The 22,042-nt window shown below is 47.5% G+C and carries 23 protein-coding genes and 1 riboswitch; of the genes, 8 read left to right on the forward strand and 15 right to left on the reverse strand.

Annotated features, from left to right (window positions below):
- Positions 1–46 precede the first annotated feature (46 nt).
- The 4 genes from MKY73_RS27300 to MKY73_RS27315 all read right to left on the reverse strand — a co-directional run bounded on the left by MKY73_RS27300 (position 47) and on the right by MKY73_RS27315 (position 3,084).
- The gene (locus MKY73_RS27300; RefSeq protein ID WP_339258532.1) at positions 47–604 is read right to left on the reverse strand and encodes a GNAT family N-acetyltransferase; all 558 of its coding nucleotides are present in this window, start codon (positions 602–604) and stop codon (positions 47–49) included.
- A gap of 28 nt (positions 605–632) precedes the next feature.
- Positions 633–1,040: a DUF2809 domain-containing protein gene (locus MKY73_RS27305; protein WP_339304521.1), complete on the reverse strand. Its 408-nt coding sequence runs from the start codon at positions 1,038–1,040 to the stop codon at positions 633–635.
- A 4-nt stretch (positions 1,041–1,044) separates the two neighbouring features.
- Positions 1,045–1,596 (reverse strand): GrpB family protein, encoded by a 552-nt coding sequence (locus MKY73_RS27310; protein WP_339304523.1) that lies wholly within the window; start codon positions 1,594–1,596, stop codon positions 1,045–1,047.
- A 381-nt stretch (positions 1,597–1,977) separates the two neighbouring features.
- Positions 1,978–3,084: an Ig-like domain-containing protein gene (locus tag MKY73_RS27315; protein WP_339304525.1), complete on the reverse strand. Its 1,107-nt coding sequence runs from the start codon at positions 3,082–3,084 to the stop codon at positions 1,978–1,980.
- A 181-nt stretch (positions 3,085–3,265) separates the two neighbouring features.
- Here MKY73_RS27315 and MKY73_RS27320 point away from each other — a divergent pair, with 181 nt between their 5' ends.
- Entirely contained in the window at positions 3,266–3,469 is a 204-nt protein-coding gene (locus MKY73_RS27320; protein WP_339304527.1) for a hypothetical protein, read from the forward strand.
- Between the two features lie 16 nt (positions 3,470–3,485).
- Positions 3,486–4,103, forward strand: a complete 618-nt coding sequence (locus tag MKY73_RS27325) for a hypothetical protein (protein WP_339304529.1) — start codon at positions 3,486–3,488, stop codon at positions 4,101–4,103.
- Positions 4,104–4,168: 65 nt separating this feature from the next.
- On the opposite strand, the gene serS is transcribed toward MKY73_RS27325, so the two are convergent.
- Complete coding sequence (gene serS, locus MKY73_RS27330; protein WP_339304532.1) at positions 4,169–5,467, reverse strand: serine--tRNA ligase; 1,299 nt, start codon at positions 5,465–5,467, stop codon at positions 4,169–4,171.
- A gap of 388 nt (positions 5,468–5,855) precedes the next feature.
- Between serS and MKY73_RS27335 the strand changes: the two genes are divergently transcribed.
- Positions 5,856–7,091 carry an MFS transporter gene (locus tag MKY73_RS27335; RefSeq protein WP_339304535.1) on the forward strand — a complete coding sequence of 412 codons (1,236 nt, stop codon included), beginning with the start codon at positions 5,856–5,858 and terminating at the stop codon, positions 7,089–7,091.
- A gap of 893 nt (positions 7,092–7,984) precedes the next feature.
- Here MKY73_RS27335 and MKY73_RS27340 read toward each other — a convergent pair.
- A complete protein-coding gene (locus MKY73_RS27340) occupies positions 7,985–9,385 on the reverse strand; it encodes a phospholipase D family protein (RefSeq protein ID WP_339304537.1) in 1,401 nt (466 codons plus the stop codon).
- 244 nt (positions 9,386–9,629) lie between these two features.
- A riboswitch (TPP riboswitch) is annotated at positions 9,630–9,742 on the forward strand.
- A gap of 219 nt (positions 9,743–9,961) precedes the next feature.
- On the opposite strand from MKY73_RS27340, the gene MKY73_RS27345 reads away from it, so the two are divergent.
- The 5 genes from MKY73_RS27345 to MKY73_RS27365 all read left to right on the forward strand — a co-directional run bounded on the left by MKY73_RS27345 (position 9,962) and on the right by MKY73_RS27365 (position 14,175).
- The gene (locus MKY73_RS27345; protein WP_339304539.1) at positions 9,962–11,002 is read left to right on the forward strand and encodes an ABC transporter substrate-binding protein; all 1,041 of its coding nucleotides are present in this window, start codon (positions 9,962–9,964) and stop codon (positions 11,000–11,002) included.
- A 264-nt stretch (positions 11,003–11,266) separates the two neighbouring features.
- On the forward strand, positions 11,267–11,557 hold the full coding sequence (locus tag MKY73_RS27350; protein ID WP_017690996.1) for a thiamine-binding protein: 291 nt from the start codon (positions 11,267–11,269) through the stop codon (positions 11,555–11,557).
- Positions 11,557–12,315, forward strand: a complete 759-nt coding sequence (locus MKY73_RS27355; protein ID WP_339304541.1) for an ABC transporter permease — start codon at positions 11,557–11,559, stop codon at positions 12,313–12,315. The genes MKY73_RS27350 and MKY73_RS27355 overlap by 1 nt, the downstream gene beginning before the upstream one ends.
- 39 nt (positions 12,316–12,354) lie before the next feature.
- A complete protein-coding gene (locus MKY73_RS27360) occupies positions 12,355–13,263 on the forward strand; it encodes an ABC transporter ATP-binding protein (protein WP_339304543.1) in 909 nt (302 codons plus the stop codon).
- A 105-nt stretch (positions 13,264–13,368) separates the two neighbouring features.
- Entirely contained in the window at positions 13,369–14,175 is an 807-nt protein-coding gene (locus MKY73_RS27365) for a TatD family hydrolase (protein WP_339304545.1), read from the forward strand.
- Between the two features lie 124 nt (positions 14,176–14,299).
- Here MKY73_RS27365 and nfsA read toward each other — a convergent pair whose 3' ends face one another.
- The 9 genes from nfsA to MKY73_RS27410 form a co-directional block, all read right to left on the reverse strand.
- On the reverse strand, positions 14,300–15,043 hold the full coding sequence (gene nfsA / locus MKY73_RS27370) for an oxygen-insensitive NADPH nitroreductase (RefSeq protein ID WP_339304547.1): 744 nt from the start codon (positions 15,041–15,043) through the stop codon (positions 14,300–14,302).
- Entirely contained in the window at positions 15,036–15,635 is a 600-nt protein-coding gene (locus tag MKY73_RS27375; protein WP_339304549.1) for a TetR family transcriptional regulator, read from the reverse strand. Before MKY73_RS27375 ends, nfsA begins: the two co-directional genes overlap by 8 nt.
- Before the next feature lie 169 nt (positions 15,636–15,804).
- Positions 15,805–16,965 (reverse strand): ABC transporter permease, encoded by a 1,161-nt coding sequence (locus MKY73_RS27380; protein WP_339304551.1) that lies wholly within the window; start codon positions 16,963–16,965, stop codon positions 15,805–15,807.
- A gap of 353 nt (positions 16,966–17,318) precedes the next feature.
- On the reverse strand, positions 17,319–19,805 hold the full coding sequence (locus MKY73_RS27385) for a heavy metal translocating P-type ATPase (RefSeq protein WP_339308771.1): 2,487 nt from the start codon (positions 19,803–19,805) through the stop codon (positions 17,319–17,321).
- Positions 19,806–20,021: 216 nt separating this feature from the next.
- Positions 20,022–20,222: a copper ion binding protein gene (locus MKY73_RS27390; protein ID WP_017691004.1), complete on the reverse strand. Its 201-nt coding sequence runs from the start codon at positions 20,220–20,222 to the stop codon at positions 20,022–20,024.
- A gap of 58 nt (positions 20,223–20,280) precedes the next feature.
- Complete coding sequence (locus MKY73_RS27395; RefSeq protein ID WP_339308772.1) at positions 20,281–20,637, reverse strand: metal-sensitive transcriptional regulator; 357 nt, start codon at positions 20,635–20,637, stop codon at positions 20,281–20,283.
- Positions 20,638–20,804: 167 nt separating this feature from the next.
- Positions 20,805–21,293 (reverse strand): GNAT family N-acetyltransferase, encoded by a 489-nt coding sequence (locus MKY73_RS27400; protein WP_339304553.1) that lies wholly within the window; start codon positions 21,291–21,293, stop codon positions 20,805–20,807.
- Positions 21,294–21,416: 123 nt separating this feature from the next.
- Entirely contained in the window at positions 21,417–21,602 is a 186-nt protein-coding gene (locus tag MKY73_RS27405) for a hypothetical protein (RefSeq protein WP_017691007.1), read from the reverse strand.
- Between the two features lie 103 nt (positions 21,603–21,705).
- Positions 21,706–21,993: a hypothetical protein gene (locus MKY73_RS27410; protein ID WP_339304555.1), complete on the reverse strand. Its 288-nt coding sequence runs from the start codon at positions 21,991–21,993 to the stop codon at positions 21,706–21,708.
- Between the last annotated feature and the right edge of the window lie 49 nt (positions 21,994–22,042).

Here is a 22,042-nt window from a genome sequence, read left to right on the forward strand (position 1 = left end):
CGCCTCCTTCATTTTCTGCGATATACCCTATGTGTCGTTGGAAATATTATAGATCATCCCGGATACGGGAGTACATTTTTTGATCTGTAAAGATACCTTTGATCTTCAACTGTTTACGCAGCAAACCTTCATACGACATGCCCAGTTTCTCCATGACACGTGCTGAGCCTATGTTGCCTGCATTACATTTCCCTTCCAGCCGGTTGCAGTCCAGTTCCTGAAAACAATAATCCACGATGGGTTGCATCGCTTCTACAGCGAGCCCCTTGCCCCATTGACTGCTGGCTATCGCGTATCCCAGTTCAGCACTTTGCATGTCTTCGTTGAGATGAAAAATGCCACCTCTCCCGATTAACGTCCCTGTTTCCTTCAGGACAAAAGCCCAGATATGGACCGTTTTCCGTTCATAATTATCCAATACCCGCTGAATATATTGCATTGAATCTTCAACCGTCTCATGGCAATTCCACAAGCTTTGCTGACTCACCCTTGGATCAGAGGCAAACGCATAATATTCATCGAGATCATCCATCGTAAGACGTCTCAGTCTTAAGCGCTGTGTTTCGAATTCGGGTGATTCGGCAAAAAGTTTTTCTACATTCATTCAGTATACCTCCGTGATTCACTTGAGTTCAGGTTCCACCCATCTTATTTCTCAGGAAAAAACGATCGATCATAACCATGCATAGAATACCGACCGTATATCGAATCAGATCGATCATCAGAAAACCATGTCCCAAAATAAGTGCACCCCATACGGTTGAACGTATTTCAATCAGCCAAGGCGTCTGAATCAACTGTGAGAACTCAATCATCCAGCTGAATGCACAGCTCAAACACATCGCCCATACCAATCTGCGACGAGGCCACACCATGCGTACTCCGAAATAAATCATACCCGCCCAACATGCATCTCCGGCATGTTCATGCACCCAATTCGGCAATTGATCACCAAAGTGTCTAGAGGCGAGTCCTGCCGCCATGGTTATCATGACTGCGAAGAAATAGATCAGCCTGTCTCTGATAAGTACGCTTTTCAATCAATCACACGCCTTCATTAAGCACTTGTAAAATAAATTGCGTTTTGGCAGCGGTATACGATTCCCTGTCTTCCTTATTCTCATCAGCAAGCCTCATTTTAAGGGCGGCGTAAGCTTCCACCAGATCAGGGCGTTTTCTCAGCACATCCCGAAACCTGATTTGACGATCCCAACGTTCTTCTCCCGGGCGCATCAGATGAAGGTGTACAGATCTCTTGCCATCCTTAACCTTCACCCAGAATCGTCTATAATCCCGACCATCCAGTTCAGGCGGAACGTAGTTCCAGCCCACCGGATTCAATTGATCGGCAATCCGATCCATGTCATCCCATGATTGTACCTGTGCCATCAGATCAATAATGGGTTTGGCGGGTAATCCCGGAATGGAAGTGCTTCCGATATGTTCAAATTGATGGATATTAAACTGCTGTAGAAGAAGTTTAAGTTGCCGGATTTCTTCCTGAGCCTGTGCATCCCAATTGGGGTTGGCCGGAGCGATCTCTACCGACTCTGTCGCCCAGGCCGGCCAGCTTTCCGGTTGCATTGGATCTGTCATTTAGCTATCTCCTCTTCACCATGACATTTTAAATGGTAACCTTCTCTGTATTTTTCATAGGTGCGTTGCTTCATGCGCTTAATCGTAGTACTCCGTTGAAATGTAAGTATGGAACTTAGGGATAGAAGAAGATATTTCAGGTAAGCCAGATCACTAGAGTTAGGGTCCGCGCTTATAATCGAAGCTTTCATATTCATCCCACCCATTCCCTTTATATTGTTGTTAGAACAGAAGGCATTCCAGATCCCTATTTCTATATATCCAAAAAGGAGCGTATGTCTACGCCCCTAATTGTCTGATACCCTTGATCATATAATGCTATTTAACGTGATGATGTACTGAATTTTTGGATTGATGCAAAGTGCTTCATTATATATATATTTATTTTACCGTAACAGGGATCGTCACTTTTTTGTTGCCCCACTTGGCGGTGATGGACGTTTTACCTTTGCCTACAGCCACAATCTTGCCATTTGTTACTGTCGCTACGCCCGGCTTTGTGCTGCTCCACACCGCACTGTTGGTCACAACAGTGGTCTTGCCCGTATCATACTGGGCCATCACACTCAGCGTTGTACTTCCCTGCGGAGACAAGACCAGTTTTTTCTGGCCCGTAATCAGCTTTTTGAGCAAAGGTACAACGGTAACCTCTGCCTTTATTGTCTGATTTTGATAAGTTCCTGTCAAGGTCGCTTGTCCTTCAGTCAGTGTCTTGACTGCTCCATTTTTCACGATAGCTACATTTGTATTGGAAGAGGTCCATATCACTTGTTTCGACAAGTTGATCGTTTTGCCATTCGCGTAGGTGCCGATCACCTTCAACGCTTTGGACTTCTTGATGTTCAGCTGCATTGAGGCAGGGGTAACCTCAACTTTGGTAATCTCGTCCGTCACTGCAACGGGCACTTTCACGATCGTTGTTCCGTATTTGCCTTGAAGCAATACTCTGCCAGGCGTAACACCTTTAATTCTACCGTTTTCCAGCACAGCCGAGCTACTTGATACGGACCATACAATTTCAGACGTCACATCCTCTTCCTTACCATTCGCACGGGTGATGCTTACTTTCGGTAGGGTGCTTTCACTGCCTTTAACGAAATTATAGGAATTTGGGGATGCTTTGATGCTTTTGATCTTCTCCTGCACCTGTACAACCAACTGGGCTTTGGACCCGTCTACCTCTGCAAAAATGGTTGCTTCGCCCGCGGCCACAGCCTTGACTTTGCCTTTCACCATCGTCGCAACCGCTGCATTACTGGTGGACCAAGTCACACCTTCGGTAACATCCTGCTTGTTATCAAAACCTTCTACCGTTGCCATCACCTGAAGTGTAGCTGTTTCGGCTACACTCATCTTCTGCGGACTGGTATTGGTTATTTCAATCGATGTCACATCACCTGTAGCCGCCAAGGCCAACGAAGGAACAAGTAATGTTAATACCATAATAAGGGCAAGCGTGCCTCGAAGCGCCAGTTTGATTCTACTCATTTCTTATCTCCATCTCCCATAATCCAATATTTTACTTCTATTATATTATATCGGATACGATTGGCATAAAGTTGAATAACATAAGTGGGAGTCTTGGAACATTTCATGATTTTCATTGTATAATATGGGAAGGTCGCGTAATACTGTTTTAATAGTCCTAAAAGATGGGGGTGGGATATATATGATTGAAAAGAATTTGCTTGATATGGTTTCACCCAAAAATAACCGTAAACGTATGAAAGCCATCGTCACTTCGACATCCACCAAGATTCGTCCTGAAGACGAAATGGTTGTATTGATGAAAACAGCCCGCAATCGTTTCAAAAAAGCCCTTGAATCTGGACAAATTGAAATCATTAACGAGCGTGAATGGAAGCTGCGTTAAAGAATATAGGTGAACTATGGAACGTATTCAAACACCAGAAATGCAGGAAAGAATTAAATGGGCTAAACGAAAATTGAAGGAACTTGCAGCTGATGTGACCAAAAATGATTTAAAAGAGTTCTATGTGATGGGTATTATTACTCCTATTCTTGATGAATTAGATGCAGATCCAGCCATTATTGTTGGAGGACATGCTGTTGAACTATACACTTCTGGAAGTTACAAGACAGCTGATGTTGATCTGGTCATGATCAGAGATGATTTGGCCCGAAGTTTATTTGATCATCTGGGTTTCGTCCGCGAGGGAAGACATTATTATGTCTCCGAAATGGACATCCCTATCGAAATTCCTTCTGATACACTGGAAGGTTCAAAAGATAAGATTATCAAATTATTAACACCTGAAGGCTACTGTTACGTAATTGGAATAGACGACCTTATTTTGGATCGATTGAGAGCCTCCGAGTACTGGACAGATGCCCGAAGCTTGGAATGGGCACGTTACCTGATTTACAGTCAATTTGATACGATTGACTTAACATACATGAGAAAAGTTGCAGCCGAGGAGGATCCCAAATTGGCAGCTCGACTTGAACAAGAGTACCAGTGGGTAACAGATCATATGTTTAATTAGAAGGAACCCCCGTCAAGGGGTTCCTTTTCTGATTCTTCTTCATTTCTTAAAACATTATATCCTCTCTACTTCGCTTCATCCTGCTCTGGTAAAATCAAGCTCTCCACGCCGCCCATATAGGGTCGCAGGGCTACGGGGATACGAATGCTTCCATCCTCCTGCTGATGATTCTCAAGCAACGGAATCAGGATACGCGGCGATGCCACCGCCGTATTATTCAGCGTGTGACAATAGGCCAACTTACCCTCGGCATCCAGGCAACGAATATTCGAACGGCGAGCCTGAAAATCATGCAGATTCGACGACGAATGGGTTTCCCCATATGCACCACGGCTCGGCATCCAGGTCTCGATGTCATACTGTTTGTACGTTTTCTGCGACATATCTCCGGTGCACACGGCGACAACACGATACGGCAGTTCAAGTAATTGCAGCAATTCCTCAGCGTGTCCCGTAATCTCTTGCAGCATGCGCTCCGATTCTTCCGCATCAGGGGCACAGAGAATGACCTGCTCGACTTTGGCAAACTGATGCACACGGTACAATCCGCGTACATCACGTCCGCCGGAGCCAACCTCACTACGGAAACACGTCGATACCGCGGCCAGCTTCACCGGCTCCTTCACATCGACAATCTCATCCGCATAATACGAGACGAGCGGTACTTCAGAAGTCCCCACCAGCCACTTGTTCTCCCCTTCGAGTTCGTAGACCTGATCTCGACCCGTTGGGAAGAATCCGGTGTTCACCAGCGCATCCTCCCTGACCATCAGCGGAACCTCCATTGGTGTAAAGCCGTGCTTCAGCAGCAGATCCAGCGCCAGTTGTTGTACTGCCCGATGTAATAACAGGCCAGCGCCTTTCAATACATAGCTTCTTGTACCACCAATCTTAACGCCACGGGGAATATCGATCAGATCATGCAACTCCCCAAGTTCCACGTGATCTTTGGTGGTATACTCGAACGTTGGAACCTCTCCCACACGTCGCAATTCCACATTATCCTCATCCGACGTGCCTTTCGGGGTATCCGGGGATACGATATTAGGTACCAGCCATTGCAGCCTGGTTACTTCCTCCTGCACAGTGGCGAGCTTCGCTTCCACCTGTTCCAACTGTTCATTGATCTGTTTCACCTGCGCCCGCAAACCCTCGGCCTCTTCCCGATCACCGGCTTGCATGAGTTTGCCAATGTCTGCGGATAACGTATTGCGCAATCTGCGCCCTTCTTCCGATTCCTGCAAAAGCGCTCTGCGTTCCTCGTCCCGCTCCAGCAATGTGCGAATGTTAATCTTGATTTTTTTCCCGTCTGCTGCTGCCTGAACCTCATCAGCATGTGCACGAATCCACTTCATTTCCAACATGGTCACCGTCTCCTTTGGCTGTAAAAATACAAAGAGCGCCCTCATCCCTTGGGACGAGGAGCGCTCTGCTCGCGGTGCCACCCAACTTGCTGAATCAGGATATCCTGCTTCCAGCCTCTTGGTCCGCGATAACGGGCGGTTCCGGTTAACTTGGGGAAATATCGCTCCCCTGGCGAAAACGCCTCCGAGTTGGATGCTCTTCAACGGCATGGTCCGATCTGTAATTGTTGTGTCTCAGTATATACGAACGATAGACCCAATTGCAACCTTTTGGATCAATCAGGAATTCATGGCACAACGTAACCTGTCCTGTTATGATAGACTTTGTCTTCATGGTTGCGCTTTATCGTGATCCTCAATCTATGTATACATCTAGAAGGAGTTCTTTATGAAAAAATTACTTTGGATCGGGTGTCTCTCCTATTTCCTCATTGGACTTGCCCACGTTGTGCTCGGTTCCATTCTGCCCGTTGCACTTGAACATTACGGCAAAGATTACAGCCAGGGCGGGACATTGATCTTTGCTCAATTTGCCGGATTCCTGGGCGGTGTATTGTTATCTCCGTGGCTGAACCGACGCTTCGGTAAAAGGGGAGGCCTGTTAATCGCCACAGCGTTGCTCTGTATTGCAGAATTATCCTACATGCTGCTGCCGCCATGGGGCTGGATGTTCGTCATCGCACCCGCTGCCGGTTTCGGATTCGGAATGGTTGAAGCTGTCATTGGCACCATTATCATCGCTGCAATCAAAGACAATACCGCCGTTGCCATGAGCCGACTGGAAGTGTTATTCGGGATCGGAGCGATGGTCATGCCGCTCATGGCCAGCGGTCTGATTGCTGCCGGATACTGGCGTTTATCCTTTCTCGTTGTTGCGATCTGTGCAGCGCTGACCTTTGCTTTCTGGGCGAAAGGATCATTCGGTGAGCTGGACAAGGTTCTGGAGCGACGGAAGCCAGCCGATGCTTCGAGACACAGTCACACTGCCGGGGCATCAGGTGAACCGCATTCCGCAGATCCCCGTATACCCGGTTCAACCTATCGTGGACGCAACCTGACTCTTCTGGTTCTGTTCGTCCTGTTCTTCTTCCTTTATGTTGGCACCGAGATGAGCCTTGCAAACTTCATGCCAGCGATCCTGATTGAGAAAATGAACATGAAGGAAGCCGGAGCAGCGCTTAGTGTCACCTGCTTCTGGATTGCCATGTCTGTAGGACGACTCTTCGCGGGATATATCGCAGAGAAATTCCAGTACCGCGTCTATGTGCTGTACAGTTGTCTTGCGTCTGTGCTTTTGTTAATGGTGTTTCCATTTACAGACCAAATCTGGTCTGCGTTTCTCATTATCTTGCTACTCGGACTTGCGATGTCAGGCATCTTCTCCATTGCCCTTGTCTTCGCCAGTAAACTGTTGCCTGGAACCGAAGAATCCACACCCAGCATTTTGATTGCCTCAGGTGGGGTTGGCGGTGCCATTTTGCCTTTGACCACGGGATGGAGTCTTGATCATCTGGAAGTTAATCAGTCTGCATGGATGCTTGCTATCTTTGCAGTTGGCCTGCTTGTCATTAGCGTGATCACGTATCATTGGCAGAACAAACATGTTGTCGATCCAGCGACTTAACAGCTATGGGTCGATAGAGTCCAGAGCCATAGAATCAGAATTACCTATTAAAGAAATCGAAATGTCTACTGTCATGACTTGACGGTAGACATTTTTGGTAGCGTTACTCTGTTTTTTACGAACCCATCACACGCTATTCCGCTCCATTTCTGTATGTTTGAAATCTAACGAATCCCAGAAACGTTATTGTAGATAATTAGCTTCAAATCAAGGTCTTGTTGCAGTTTTTTGGCATATTAACGCCGCTGAGATTCGTTAGATTTTTCATTCCCAAGAACCGACCTAATAAGGTGTTCTCGATTCGTTACGATCTATTCATTTGCACAAGATTGCCCAGGAAATACTTTAGGCCATCGGAATTACATACTTTTTTTTAACAGCAGGCATTATATGACCGTTGCTCTTGATGAATTTACCGAATACATATCGGACGAGTGGCCCCAGAATGATCAACTGATATGGAAGTGCCAGACTGAAATTACGAGTAATAGTATGAAGATACGTACCAAGTACAGATACCCATTTAATTGGTCCGCGAGATACGCCGAGATCATTCCATACAAGGACATGATCAGAACCATACCAATCACCATGAAAAATGACATGACCAGCACACCAAGGATCTTGTTGGACTTGTCAAAAGGGATGGAAAATGCAAATTTTTCTCGCTACAGGGCCAACAATGAAGGACTCCACCAGAAAAGCGACGACAAAACACAATAGGAATTGAAACAGAATCTCAAGCGGGGACAACTTGCCAAGTATCCCAGTGTGCCACAGATTGAAAGTCATCATCACCAGGACCATTCCTGTACACATCATTAAGCCGAAATAATTTGTTCCTTCTTGCTCGTTGGCAATTCTCTCATCCTCTCTGTTTACCCTGTTTTTTACTACAACATAAATTTCCAGAGAAAAGACAGTTTGGATAACGCTGTGATTGCTATTCGTTTGAAAACAGAGCCTTTCTGATTCGTAGATTCTGCTGGATGTTCACCTTTAACCGCAAGTGTACTATGCGCACGTTTGATATCCATAGCCTCTGTTAGTTGGTTGGCGAATGCAGAACCGGAAATGACCACAGCGGATTCGGTATTGAGGAAGGCAGATCTGGGATCAAGATTATACGAACCAACCATGCTGAGGTAATCATCCATGACAAATGATTTGCCGTGTATGGAATAAGGGCCTTGGTATTCATAAATGGCCAGACTGGTATCAAGCAACATTTCCTTAGAGCTTAAGTATCCCGCGAAAGCCAAAGGGTTAGGGGTCTGCTGGATTGAATTGGTTAGCATGATCCATTCTGCTTTTGGATTCATCGACAGATGTACTGCTTTCTCCATTTTCTTAGTGGGAATGGCATATGGCGTCTGAAAGTATACTTTCGAGTTTGCTTGATTGGCGAAATGAACAAATGCTCTCCACATGATCGGGTCTTTATACAGTCTTTTGATTGGATTGTGAATGAAAGCAACGTGGTCGGAATGAAGCGCTCCTCGAACCCACTCCTTAGGCAACACTTTCACAAAAGGATCGCTCTGAGCCTGTGCTTCTTTATATAACTCGGCCAGTTGAGCCAGCTCTTTTAACCCTTTTGCATGATGCTGACGTTTTGCATGTTTTTCTGGTTTGGTGAATGGATGGTTCCATAACTGATCTAGATATTGTTTCATTTCAACAACCGTGCTGTTCGTATTATCGTTTGCATTGTAAACAAGGACATCGCGATCAAAAACATAGTCTTTTGGGGGTTGCAATGCCATGTATTTATCACCAATATTTTGGCCGCCAATGATGCCATATGTGTTGTCTACAAGAAGGATCTTGTCATGCAGACGATTATGCCATGTCCATGGCATAAATAGGTGGAGTGGTTCATAATATCTTAATTCCACATTGGGATGAGCTGCAATGGCATCTGGAATATCACGCAATTCTCCGCGCATGCTGTGAAAAATCCCGTCTAAAATGATTCGAACTTGAACCCCCCGATCAGCCGCATCGAATAAAGCAGCAAAAAAAAGCTGAGATGTTTTTCCTTTTTGAATGGAGTAATAGGCCAGGTCGATGCTTGTTTTTGCCTCTCGAATGGTCTGGATTCTCACCTGACCCGATTGAAAGCCGTCCTCCAGGAGCATTACACGATCTGTTGTACTTCCTTCTGTTAACGATTTTTGTATATCCGTATTTTCAATAGCAGATGGAGACGGAACCAAAAATAAAAGGTAGGCTGTGAAAAAAACGTAGGCACTATAACACAGAATCATTGCGATTATGGTTTTAAGGATCATTCAGTACTCCCCCATTTTTATGTAAAAGTAATTATTGGTATAGCAGTACTATCTCCTTTTGTCTCTAAATTATGTTGTTTAAATGAATCAAGCTGCTCGGCTCAAGGCCAAACGATCAAAAACTAATCACCGAAGCGGCTTAGAAGCAAGTAGACGATGACCCGAAATCCGTTCCCATCCAGTTCTTGACTGGACACAACTGGGCCTCTGGCCTATAATTACACCTAGTAATGCCCGTAACTTCATAGTTTCCCAGGGGAGTCGGAATTGGCCGGCTGAGAGTGTATCCCACCAAGATACTAACCCTTAGACCTGATCTGGATCATGCCAGCGTAGGAATCGGAGTATATCGAAATGGCACAGCCCTATGGCTGAACGCCACCTCTCTAACGCCTGCACGCGTCCCGGATTACGGGGCGCTTTTTTAATGTTCTTTTATATAGCCAGAGAGCTAAAAAAAGTGACGTTATCCGGATCATAGCTGGTATAAATCTGTCGATTTATGCAAGAAGCTTGGATATGAAGCCAAGGAGTACCCGTGCCACTGGCCGGACATACCGAAGGAGAGAATCACAGATGAAATGGCGTAAAACAATGGGACTATTGCTCTTATGTGTACTACTGGTGACTGTGGCCGCATGTGGCGGTAAAGAAGCTGCCCCGGCTGAACAGAACGGCAGCACGAATACGGAGAGCAGCAATGAGGGCGACAACGCAGCCCTGAAGGATATTAAAGTGGTGCTCGACTGGACACCAAACACGAATCATACCGGCTTGTATGCGGCCGTAGACCAAGGTTTTTATAAGGCCGAAGGCTTGAACGTGGAGATTGTTCAGCCAGGTGCCGGCGGCGCAGATACGATGGTTGCATCCAATGAAGTGCCTTTTGGCGTAAGTTATCAGGAGAGTGTAACCCAAGCCCGCACACAGGGTGTTCCACTCGTCTCCATCGCAGCAGTGATTCAGCATAATACATCCGGGTTCGCTGCTCCTGCGGATCGGAATATCAAGTCGCCGAAAGATTTTGAAGGCAAAACCTATGGCGGGTGGGGTTCCCCTGTGGAAGAAGCCGTGATGCAATCCATTATGGAGGGCGAAGGTGCGGATGTATCCAAAGTAAAAAACATTAACATGGGTGACGCCGACTTTTTCACCGCAGTAAAAAGGGACATTGATTTTGCGTGGATTTTCTATGCCTGGACGGGGATTGAAGCTGAACTGCGCGGGGAACCGATCGACATGTTATATGTGAAGGATTATTCCGATGCACTGGATTACTACACGCCTGTCCTCGTAACGAACGAGCAGACGATTCAGAACGACCCTGAGCTGGTGAAAGCATTCCTGAAAGCCACTTCCGAAGGGTATCAATACGCGATTGATCATCCCGAAGAAGCAGCGAACATCCTGGTCAAAGCCGTCCCGGATCTGGACAAGGAATTGGTACTGGCAAGCCAGAAATGGCTGAGTCCGAAGTACACGGATGACGCCCCGCGCTGGGGAGAACAGAAACAGGAAGTGTGGCAGAACTACACGGACTGGATGTTTAGCAAAAAACTGCTGGATGAACAGATCGATGTGAGCAAAGCATATACGAACGAGTTTCTACCCCAATAATAATCTAGCTGTTAAGTTGACCTTTATGTGCACAAGAACGAAGAATGCAGAACCCATCTGAAGAAACGGAGTGTTCGCCTAAAAGCTTTCTGAAAGAAAGCTTCATCGGAAGCATACGCTATCCCCGGATTTCCCCATTGAAAATGGATTCAAGAAATCTGGGGATAACAGCGATCGGAAGAGGGTACTGCAATCGAAGTGGTAAAGTGTAAATTCCCTAGGTTCAGCTTATATAACCCAACCCGAAAGGAAAAGTGATCTCTCATGGCAAGCACACTACTTAGCATTCAGGTTATTCCAAAAACGCCAAATGGCGAGAACTCATATCCATACGTAGATCGCGCCATTGAAGTTATTCAGCAATCTGGCCTGAAATATCAGGTGAACGCGCTCGACACCACGATGGAGGGGGAATTGGAGGAACTGCTGGAGGTTGTCCGTAAGATGCACGAGGTACTTGTGGAGGCTGGCAGCCCAAGCATCATCTCCCAGATCAAAATCGCCCATAGCCCTACTGGTTTCAGCATGGATACCCTGACGGAGAAGTACCGCTAATGAATGCCTATTTCAAAAGTGTATGGCCGCCCTTCGTGGCGGTTATTCTCTTTATAGCGATATGGCAGGGAGCCGTTTCCCTGTTCCATATCGAGAAATGGATGCTACCCGCACCGTCCGATATCGCCCGCGAAGCAGCATCCCAGGCCGAGCGACTTGGCATGCATGCCTCCGCAACCATTCAGTTAACCCTGATCGGATTCGCAGCTGGCACAGCGGTCGGATTGCTGATTGCGATGGTGCTGCATTTGGTCCCTTTTCTCAAGTCAGCCCTGTATCCTTTACTTATTCTTAGTCAAAATATCCCGACCATCGCGCTCGCACCGCTCCTGTTAATCTGGTTTGGATTCGGGCTGTTGCCCAAGCTGATTACCATCATATTAGTCTGCTTTTTCCCCGTTGCGGTGGCGGCCATGGACGGCTTGACCCGTACTGACGCGGCCATGATGAACTATATGCGCATGGCTGGTGCCAAACGTCGTCATATCTTCTGGAAGCTAGAGCTTCCCCATGCACTACCATCAGTATTCTCCGGTATCAAAATCGCCGCTACCTATAGCGTGATGGGCGCCATCATTGCCGAATGGATTGGTGCAGACAAGGGCATTGGTTATTATATGATGCTGCAAAAATCAGCTTATCGCACAGATCGCTTATTCGTGGCAATCATGATTATTGTTGCGCTCAGCTTGCTGCTCTTCCTGCTCATCGCGCTGCTGGAGAAGCTGTTCGTACGCTGGCGGCCACAGAAGCGATAACAAAGCATGTAAGTCTATATATTAGGAAGTGATGAGCATATGAATCAGCAACAGGACGAACACGTCCAGCCTGAACGGGGAGCACGCACATTGGAACCAAAGCACGGTGAAAAAATTCACTCGACTAATTCTGGGCTACCGACATATACGACTGCTGCTTCGGTTCCACCTGCACTGGACGTCGTGGATGTTCATGCATCATTCCGTGAACGACGGAGCAGGCTACCAGTGTTGAACGGCCTGTCCCTGACTGTGAAGCAAGGTGAGTTTGTCGCTATCGTTGGGCCGTCCGGCTGTGGCAAAAGCACCCTGTTCCATATCATCGGTGGTCTGCTGAAGCCACAGGAAGGGCAAGTGCTCATGAACGGTCATAATGTTACTGGGCAGCGAGGCAAGATCAGTTATATGCCACAACAGCCTGCCCTTTTCCCTTGGCGTACCATTGAAGACAATGTACTGCTAGCTGGTGAAGTAGCTATGGATGCTCCACCCCGGGCCGAAGCACTTGCGGAGGCTCGAAAATGGTTAAGCAGCGTGGGTCTTGCCGGATTCGAGCAGGCATACCCGCATATGCTGTCGGGCGGTATGCAGCAACGCGCTGCATTCCTGCGCGCCCTGCTTAGTCCGCAGGAGTTGATGCTGCTGGACGAACCCTTCAGCGCGCTGGATGCACTCACACGTAGCGACATGCAGCGCTGGCTGCTCGATATCTGGGAACAGAACCGTCGTTCGGTGCTGTTCATCACTCATAATATCGAAGAGGCATTGCTGCTTGCGGATCGAGTCTATGTATTATCCAACCGGCCTGCAACGGTGTTGCACGAGGTGTACGTTCCTTTTGATCGCCCCAGACGAGAAGAAATTACGGAGGAATCGGCATTTCTTGAACGTAAACGGCAGATTGCACAGTGGATGAGAGAAGAACAGCAGAAAGCCCGCCTATCCTAATAGCGCGGGCTTTTAAGTTATTTTTTTCCTTTAATGGGTGATCCGTTAAAGGAAATCTGACGTACCATAGTTAAAATATATAGGAATACAAGGAGGAATCCCCTCGTGCATTCTCAAGCTTTTGCACCATTAATTGATGCTCATATTCATTTGGATCAGTATACCCCTGACGAACAACGCGAGATGCTTCTATCCTTCCCGTCTCAGCAGGTCGAAGCGGTCATTGCGGTATCCATGAATCTGGCTTCTGCCCAGGCCAATCTGGAGCTTGCTAATCAATATCCACGCACTATATATCCGGCCTTCGGCTTTCATCCGGAACAGGAACTGCCATCCACCGCAGAGATGGACCTGTTCTTCCAATGGATTGAGCAGCATATGGGACAAGCCACAGCCATCGGAGAAGTCGGCCTTCCCTATTACAATCGACTGGAGGCTGAGCAAGCAGGACAGCGCTTCGATCAGAGCGGGTATATCGAGCTGCTTGAACGTTTCATCCAACTCGCGAAAAAGCACAACAAACCGCTTGTCCTTCATGCGGTATACGAAGATGCGGATATCGTCTGTGATCTGCTGGAGCAAAATCATTTCCGACGTGCTCATTTCCACTGGTTCAAAGGGTCCCCCGAAACGGTAAAACGCATGGCAGACAACGGTTATTTCATCTCTTTCACGCCGGATATTCGTTATGAAGAAGAGATTCGTGAACTCGCCCGGCAATATCCGGCAGAACAAGTCATGGCCGAGACCGACGGACCGTGGCCCTTCGAAGGGCCGTTTCAGGGACGAATGACACACCCGGCCATGACCAGACAGGTCATTCAGGCATGGAGTGAGATCACCGGCATGGGAACCGAGCGGGCCGCCCGTCTCTTTTATCAGAATACAAAGCGTTTCTACGGCTTAACTTAATTCAAATTCAAAATTGGGTAGCAGCAAGCACTCTCGCTTGCCCTACTAACACAGCGAATTACAACAAAGCACAAAGAAGCCAGTCGTTTTCACCACGACTGGCTTCTAATTTTACATATATAATTTAACGTTTCAAGAATCCTTTGCTTTCCAGGAACGGTCTCACCTGCAACCGTGCCGGCTCAGTCAGGCGCTTCGCCATCAGTTCGGACCATGGAGTCGTTCGCTCACCATTGGTCCGTTCTTTCATGTACGCCGTCGTTGTCACATCATACTGCTCAACACCTTTGATGCTCTGCTCGGCATTATAGCGATTATGATGCAGAACTGCATCCAGTGGCAGACGTGGCCGAATCCCCGTTTCCTGATCTGCAACACCAATACACATGCCGTACACTGGATATACGCCCTCCGGCAATCCCAACAGCTCAGCGACTTCTTCAATCCGGGTACGAAGCCCCCCAATATATACGATTCCGAAACCAAGCGACTCTGCTGCAAGAGCAGCATTCTGGGAAGCCAGTGCAGCATCAATGGTGGCTACCATGAAATTCTCGGTCGAATCGGCATACGATTCCTTCTCAGGAAGATGACGTTTCGCAGCATCACTCAGTCGATACAGATCAGCACACCATACGAGAAACACGGGACATTCATTAACGTAGGCCTGATTGCCTGCCAATCCAGCCAGCTTGGCTTTCTGCTCTATGTCCGTCACGGCAATTACGGTATATGCTTGTACACTGCTAGAAGAGGAGGCCATCTGCCCAGCCGCTACGATGGCTGCAAGCTGCTCTTCACTTACCGGGTCTGGCTTGAATTTGCGTACAGAGCGGTGTTTCATCATCAACTCAATGGTTTCATTCATGGCGGTTCACTCCCAATCCTCGAAGTACGAACTCAATGGTCTGCTCAGCGAGTTCGTCTGTATTCATATGCTGATAATCAAAGCCAAATCGTGAATTCTTGGCCCGTTTGTGCGCCAAAGCCACACCCATAACCTGAAGCATCGCATAAGACACGGACTCGATCTGGAACAATCCCTGATCCTTACCCTCTTGCAGCAGTTCCCTGACTCGGGTCCAGACGGGGTCCAAAAAACGAAATACGGTAGCTGTGCGATGTGTACGCAGTGTAATCTCCAGCTGCACAATATCGCTCATCTCCCGGTCCGTCATCGTGAACTTCACAACTTCACCAATAATCCGTCGGATACCTTCCACAGGCGAGGACATGGACTCTTCAGCCAGCGCGTTCATCATATGCCCCGGGAAGAAATGCTCAAATAATGCTTCGAACACCTTTTCTTTGCCGCCAAAATGATAAGACACCAGCGATACATTGGCACCTGCCTCATCACATATTTGACGAACACTCGTCCCGTCATACCCCTGCTGTGCAAAAAGCTTCTTGGCTGCAAGCAATATCCTCGTTTTGATATCCAACTCCGGTTCCGTCATTCCGTCCCGCTCCCTCTTGTCCGTTCATCTCATTCGCCTCTAGCTCAAGGACTGCAGCCAGCGAATCATCTGTCTATTATATTACACCAAGCACCCCGATGAAAATCATCGGGGTGCTTGTCCTATCCTATTGTCCTATCTTATGAAGCCGTTACATGCATCTGTTGTATTAGTTGTGTGCTTGAACCGGGCGTGGTGCACCAGCTGGCATGCGTTGTTTTTTCAACAACGTCACGACCAGTGACAAAGCAACAGCAACCAACAGTACAATGACGATAGAGCCCGCAGCAGACTGAACCCCTGGGCCTCCCAACTGCACGCTTAGAATACCCTGAACGGCGTATGTTGCAGGCAGGTACTGCCCAATGCCGCTATAGAAGCTGTTCAGCAATTCACGTGGTACCATTGCACCGGAAGATACCAGTTGCAAGGACAGTGAGATAATGTTGAACAGACTTCCTGCAGGTCCGAAGCAGATCAGGAAGAACTGGGAGAAGAACATGAACGTGCACAGGAAGAGCGCCTGGAACAACCAAAATGCGACAAATCCTTGTGCAATCTGTCCTCCCAGTGCCACAATCAGTGAAGATCCCAGCAAGGAAACGACCAATGCAGAACCCACGTTAATGACTACTCTCGCGCCAAACAAAGTCAATCGGGAATAGGTAGATGACAGCATACCCATGGCTGTCTGGAGGTTCATCCCCATGATCATGGCACCTACATAGGAAGCCAGTACCATCATCATCGGCACCATCTGATTATTCATCCCGTTAACCGGGTTGATCGATGTTGTCGTTCCTTCCACTCGGGTAGCCAGGTTCGCAGCAGCTTCAGCAGCCTGATCGGCAGGCGCACCTGAAGCAGTTAACACCGTCTGAACGCCTTGTGCTGTAGCTTGTTTGTTAATCGTGTTTGTCACACTTTGTGATACACCTTGCATCATGCTTTTGATCGTAACCGGGTTCGCTTCATTAATGGTGTATTTAATCTCGGCGGTTGAGCCAGCCGTCTGAAGCAGTTCGTTAAATCCAGCCGGAATATCCAGCACCATGTGTACTTTGTGATGATTCAACTGATCCAACGCTTCAGCTGCACTCAGATTGGATACGGTGTGAAAAGGCAGTGTTCCTGCTAGCGAATCCGCAATTCCTTTGGACATTTCACCATCCTCGTTCACAATCGCAACCGTTAATTCTTTCGTACGGTCATTTACTCCAGAATATGCGGTCATCCAGATCACGCTAAAGATCACTTGGAACATAAGTGCTGTTACGATCCCTACAATCACTGGCGGTTTTTTAAACAATGTACGTAAAGCCTGTAACATAAAAGGTGTCCTCCATTACTCAAAATAGTTCTAATTTGATTTAAACAGTTGTTTGAATCAAACGATCGTTTAAATTTTATGTGAATATGACCATATTGTCAACTCATTTTTGAAATATTCAGAAAATATAAGATTTATTCATGAATGTAATTAATTCATTTTCACAAAATAGCATAATACCAACTTTTCTCCATAGAAAAGGACATCTAGACCAACGATTCAGGCCGTACTTCTCTCACGATTCAAACTGTTTCTTCTCAACAAAAAGCACGGCCCGCCTGCAGCGAACCGCGCATGTATTATCCTCACTTTGTTACAATGAGGTATTGAATATCTTTGTAAACATGGGCCGGTCAGCCATTTCTATTCAGCTTCATGCGTTGCAGACGCAGCGCATTCAGGACAACCGACACGGAGCTGAACGCCATCGCCGCCCCTGCCAGCCATGGAGCCAAGAAACCAACTGCCGCAATAGGAATACCAATAACATTGTATCCGAGTGCCCAGAACAGGTTTTGTTTGATGTTACCCATCGTGCGCCGACTCATCTCAATCGCATCTGCAATGCTGTTCAGATCACCACGCATCAAGGTAATATCCGCCGCTTCCATCGCTACATCCGTTCCTGTTCCAATGGCCATCCCAATGTCAGCAGTAGCGAGTGCCGGAGCATCATTTATGCCATCACCTACCATGGCAACTTTCAGACCACTCTCCTGAAGTTTTTTCACTTCCGCGGCTTTGCCTTCCGGCAGAACCTCAGCCAGAACTTTACCAATCCCTGCTTGTTCTGCTACAGCGCGAGCAGTCCGCTCATTGTCTCCCGTGATCATGATGACATCAATCCCCATCGCCTGAAGACGACCAATGGCTTCTCGAGAGGTATCCTTGATGGTGTCAGCCACAGCCACGATCCCTGCCCACTGACCATCCACCGCAACCAACATCGCTGTACGTCCCTGCTCTTCCAGTCGGTTCATCTGCTGAACGGTTTCCTCTGAGACATTTACCTGTTCATCCGCAAGCAACCGCCGTGTGCCGACCAGAATTTCCTGCCCTTTTAATGAAGCTCGCACGCCATATCCCGGTATGTTCTCAAACTTCTCTGTTGCGGTTAGCTCCAGACCCTTGGCACGGATACCCGCAACAATCGCCTCTGCCAGCGGATGCTCTGAACTCTGTTCTGCCGCTCCCACTCGCTCAAGCAGATCGGATTCCGTCCAATTTGGAGCCGTAACAACATCCGTAAGGACGGGCTTACCTTGGGTTACTGTACCTGTTTTGTCGAGCACCACGGTCTGAATCTGTTGTGCCGACTCCAGATGTTCGCCACCCTTGAACAGAATGCCATATTCAGCCGCACGTCCTGATCCAGCCATAACGGAGGTCGGCGTTGCCAGCCCCAGTGCACATGGACAGGCAATAACGAGCACGGCAATGGCTTTCTCCAGGGAACCAGCGAAGTCACCCGGACTTGCAAACAGATACCAGATCAGGAATGTCAGCGCGGCAATACCCACGACAATGGGAACAAATATGCCTGAAATGACATCTGCAATCCGCTGGATCGGTGCTTTGGAGCCCTGAGCTTGCTCGACTACTTTAATAATCTGGGACAACGCCGTGTCCGATCCCACTCGGGTCGCACGAAGTCGTAATACCCCGTTTTTGTTCAGCGTAGCACCTGTAACGGGATCTCCCGGTTTTTTATCCACGGGAAGGCTCTCTCCACTTAGCATGGATTCGTCCACCGAGGATTGCCCCTCTTCAACGATACCATCCACCGGGATGCTATCCCCCGGCTTCACCAAAATCAGTTCGCCCACCGCAACATATGCGGCAGGAACCAACACTTCCTGCCCGTCACGAATGACACGTGCTTCACGTGGAGCAAGTTCAATCAGGCTTTTGATTGCCTGTGAAGAGCGGCCTTTCGCCACAGCTTCGAACCATTTTCCCAGTAAAATTAACGTAATTAGAATCGCACTTGTCTCATAATAGAGTTCTACCGAAGGCATGGCGGCTGTGCCCGTTCCCATTGCCCCATGATCCACCGACGCAAAAGGCAAGTACCCACTGGATAACGTCAGATACAGACTGTAGAAAAACGCTGCGCTGGTACCCAGTGCGACGAGAACATCCATATTGGCACTGCGGTTACGTAGTGCTTTGTACGCCCCCACATAGAACTGCCACCCAATCACGAACTGTACTGGCGTTGCCAGCAGCAGTTGGAACCACGGGTTCATGAACAGCTCGGGTACATAGATTCCGGATGTGAACGAGAAATGCCCCACCATGGCCCACAGCAACGGAATCGATAACAAAGCCGATATCATCCACTTCCACTTTTTGCGTTGCAGCTCACGTTCACGAACCGATGTGGTCTCTTCTTGCGTCAATTGCAGTTCAGCACCGTAGCCCATTTGCTTAATCTTGGCGGTAATATCCGAAGGTTTCAATGAGCCCGCGGCATATTCGATATGCCCGGTCTCCAGCGCCAGATTCACGTTCGCCTGAGATACCCCCGGTAGTCGGGAAAGTCCTTTTTCAATCCGGGCAGAACAAGCAGCACACGTCATACCGGTGATGTTCAAATCAACCGATTCGGACACCGTACCGTAGCCAAGTGCCTCTACTTTATCACGCAACGCGTTCACGTTAGTTGTCTTTGGATCATAAGAAACGGTTGCCTGTTCAATCGCAAGGTTCACATTGGCCTCATGTACCCCTTCCATGCGGGTCAATCCCTTCTCCACTCGCGTCGAACATGCAGCACAGGTCATCCCCGTGATGTGCAGTGTTGCCTTCAGTCCTGGTGCTTCTGCCATAGGTGGCATTGGTGTGGGTTCGGTTGATCTATCCATTGGTTTATTCGTTGAGTTATCCATCATGTCAGCTCCTTTCATGTCGATTCAATTTTTGTATGTTGCACCCATTATACCCCCAAGGGGTATATATTAGACAGAAAATTAGGCTTAAACCTGACTCTTGGGAAAAGGTACTCTGACCTCTTTTTCGCCCATGAGCATGTTCGGTTTAAGCCTGTGATCCCGTTAGACTACATCGTATCCCTGATCTTCAATTGCAGCTTTGATCTGATCCACGTTCACCGTCTGCTCATCATATTCCACAGCTACTGTTCCCGCTGCCAGATCAACCTTACCACTCGCACCGGTATTCTTCACAGCTTCTTCAACTGATTTCACGCAGTGATTGCAAGACATTCCCGTAACGTTCAACGTAACATTAGACATTGTAATTCCTCCTTGGGGTATATTAAAATGATAAATTAAATAGGTGAATTGATTCAGCTTACTTCATTAACTTCCGCATCGTAACCAGCAGTTCATCCACAACCTCATGTTCACCAGCCTGGATACGCTCAACAATACAGCTCTTCATATGGCCTTCAAGCAGAAGTTTGCCTACTGAATTAAGAGCAGACTGAGCCGCCGCAATCTGCGTCAGCACATCATCACAGTACGTATCCTTCTCGATCAATCCCTTGATCCCGCGAATCTGACCTTCCACACGGTTCAAACGAGAAACCAGGTTACTCTTCATCTCCTGCGAATGGTGACTCTTGCGCACATGCTTCCCATCACTGCCCTCGGCATGACAGGATACCGCTTCTTGATCTGTAGCCGAAGCTTCCGTTGAATCTGACATGGAGGATTGCAAAGGTTCCTCGGGATGGCTCTGATGATCCATCATGAACACCCCTTTTCTTTCGTTCTTTTCTAAGAGTAACATACCCCACGGGGGTATTCAAGAGCGTTTTGATATTTTGTTAAAAATAGATCATTGCTTGTTCGAATGATAAAGAGCAGTGCATCTTACAAGGTATATTCCATCCTGCTGCTGCGAACGACCAGACCCATCTGTTCATAGAAAGCCTGTGCGCCTGAGTTAAACGTCGACACGGATAATTCCACACTGTCTGCCTGAAGCTCTCTCCCTAGCTCAATGAATGCTTGTAGTAACTGTTTGCCTGTTCCTTGGCCCCGATGCTTGGTATCCACTACAAGTTCATGGATGTACAGCATCTTGCGATCCACCATCAACGAGTTATCTTGAATAACACTTAACTGCGCACTCCCGTAACCCAGAATCACACCCGTTTCCGAAGACTCGGCAACATACAGGTAACGCTTGTCCGTTTCCAGCAGTTCGGTGAACTCTTTTTCCTCCATTCTCGTCTCTAACGCTCTGTATAGATCGGGCCGCCCCTCGACATGCATCTGGTGCAACTCATCCATCAACAATGACACGCCAGAGTAGTCCCTCATTTCTGCCTTTCGGATGTTAATCTTCCCCTTACTCATCCCCATCACTCTTTCATCTACTGAATTTTACATTAGTATACAACCAAAAAGCAGATACCATAAGGGTACCTGCTTCGCTAAATTTATTTACATTCCACAAAGCGAATGTGATGCTCATGTTTTTTATTTTTTCGAAGAAGCATTTCCTTCATTAAAAGCAACAGGTGATGGCTTCGCGGCCCATTCATCCGCCTGCGGCTCAATGTCCACTCCGCTTAGAATCTTCTTTTTCTCCATCAAGGAATCCCCGTCTTCATCCAACTTGTTGCGAATTTCCGCCTCGTCCTGAGGTTGATTGTTCTGTGTCATCGTAGAGTCCTCCCTTTTTTCGTATTCATGGTTGATGTTCCTTTATATAACGTGCCCACTTTCTGCATTATCATTCTCTTCGAGGATCAGGCCGTCCCCCAAGTTATGTGTTATTTGAATTAAACATTAACTTTATTAAGCTAAATCCATCTCTAAACCCTTGCTCGTACATTACTGACTCTGCTGTACCCTGAAGAAGGGTTATTACATTACAATAGTCCAAAAATAAAGCCATCCCCTCTGGCTTAACATATTCACATAGCTCCGTAAACAAACGATCACTTTCTTGACTCAATCTTTTATATTCTTTTGAATTATAAATCACAAGATTTCCGATACTCTCCATACGAAGAGCTTTGAACTGGTTAAATATTTCTTCGAAGTCCTCCATGATCCCCTCCAAAAAAGTGACGTCACTATGAATATAAATATTAGAGTGA

It is taken from the genome of Paenibacillus sp. FSL R5-0519, assembly GCF_037974275.1.
Classification (GTDB): domain Bacteria; phylum Bacillota; class Bacilli; order Paenibacillales; family Paenibacillaceae; genus Paenibacillus.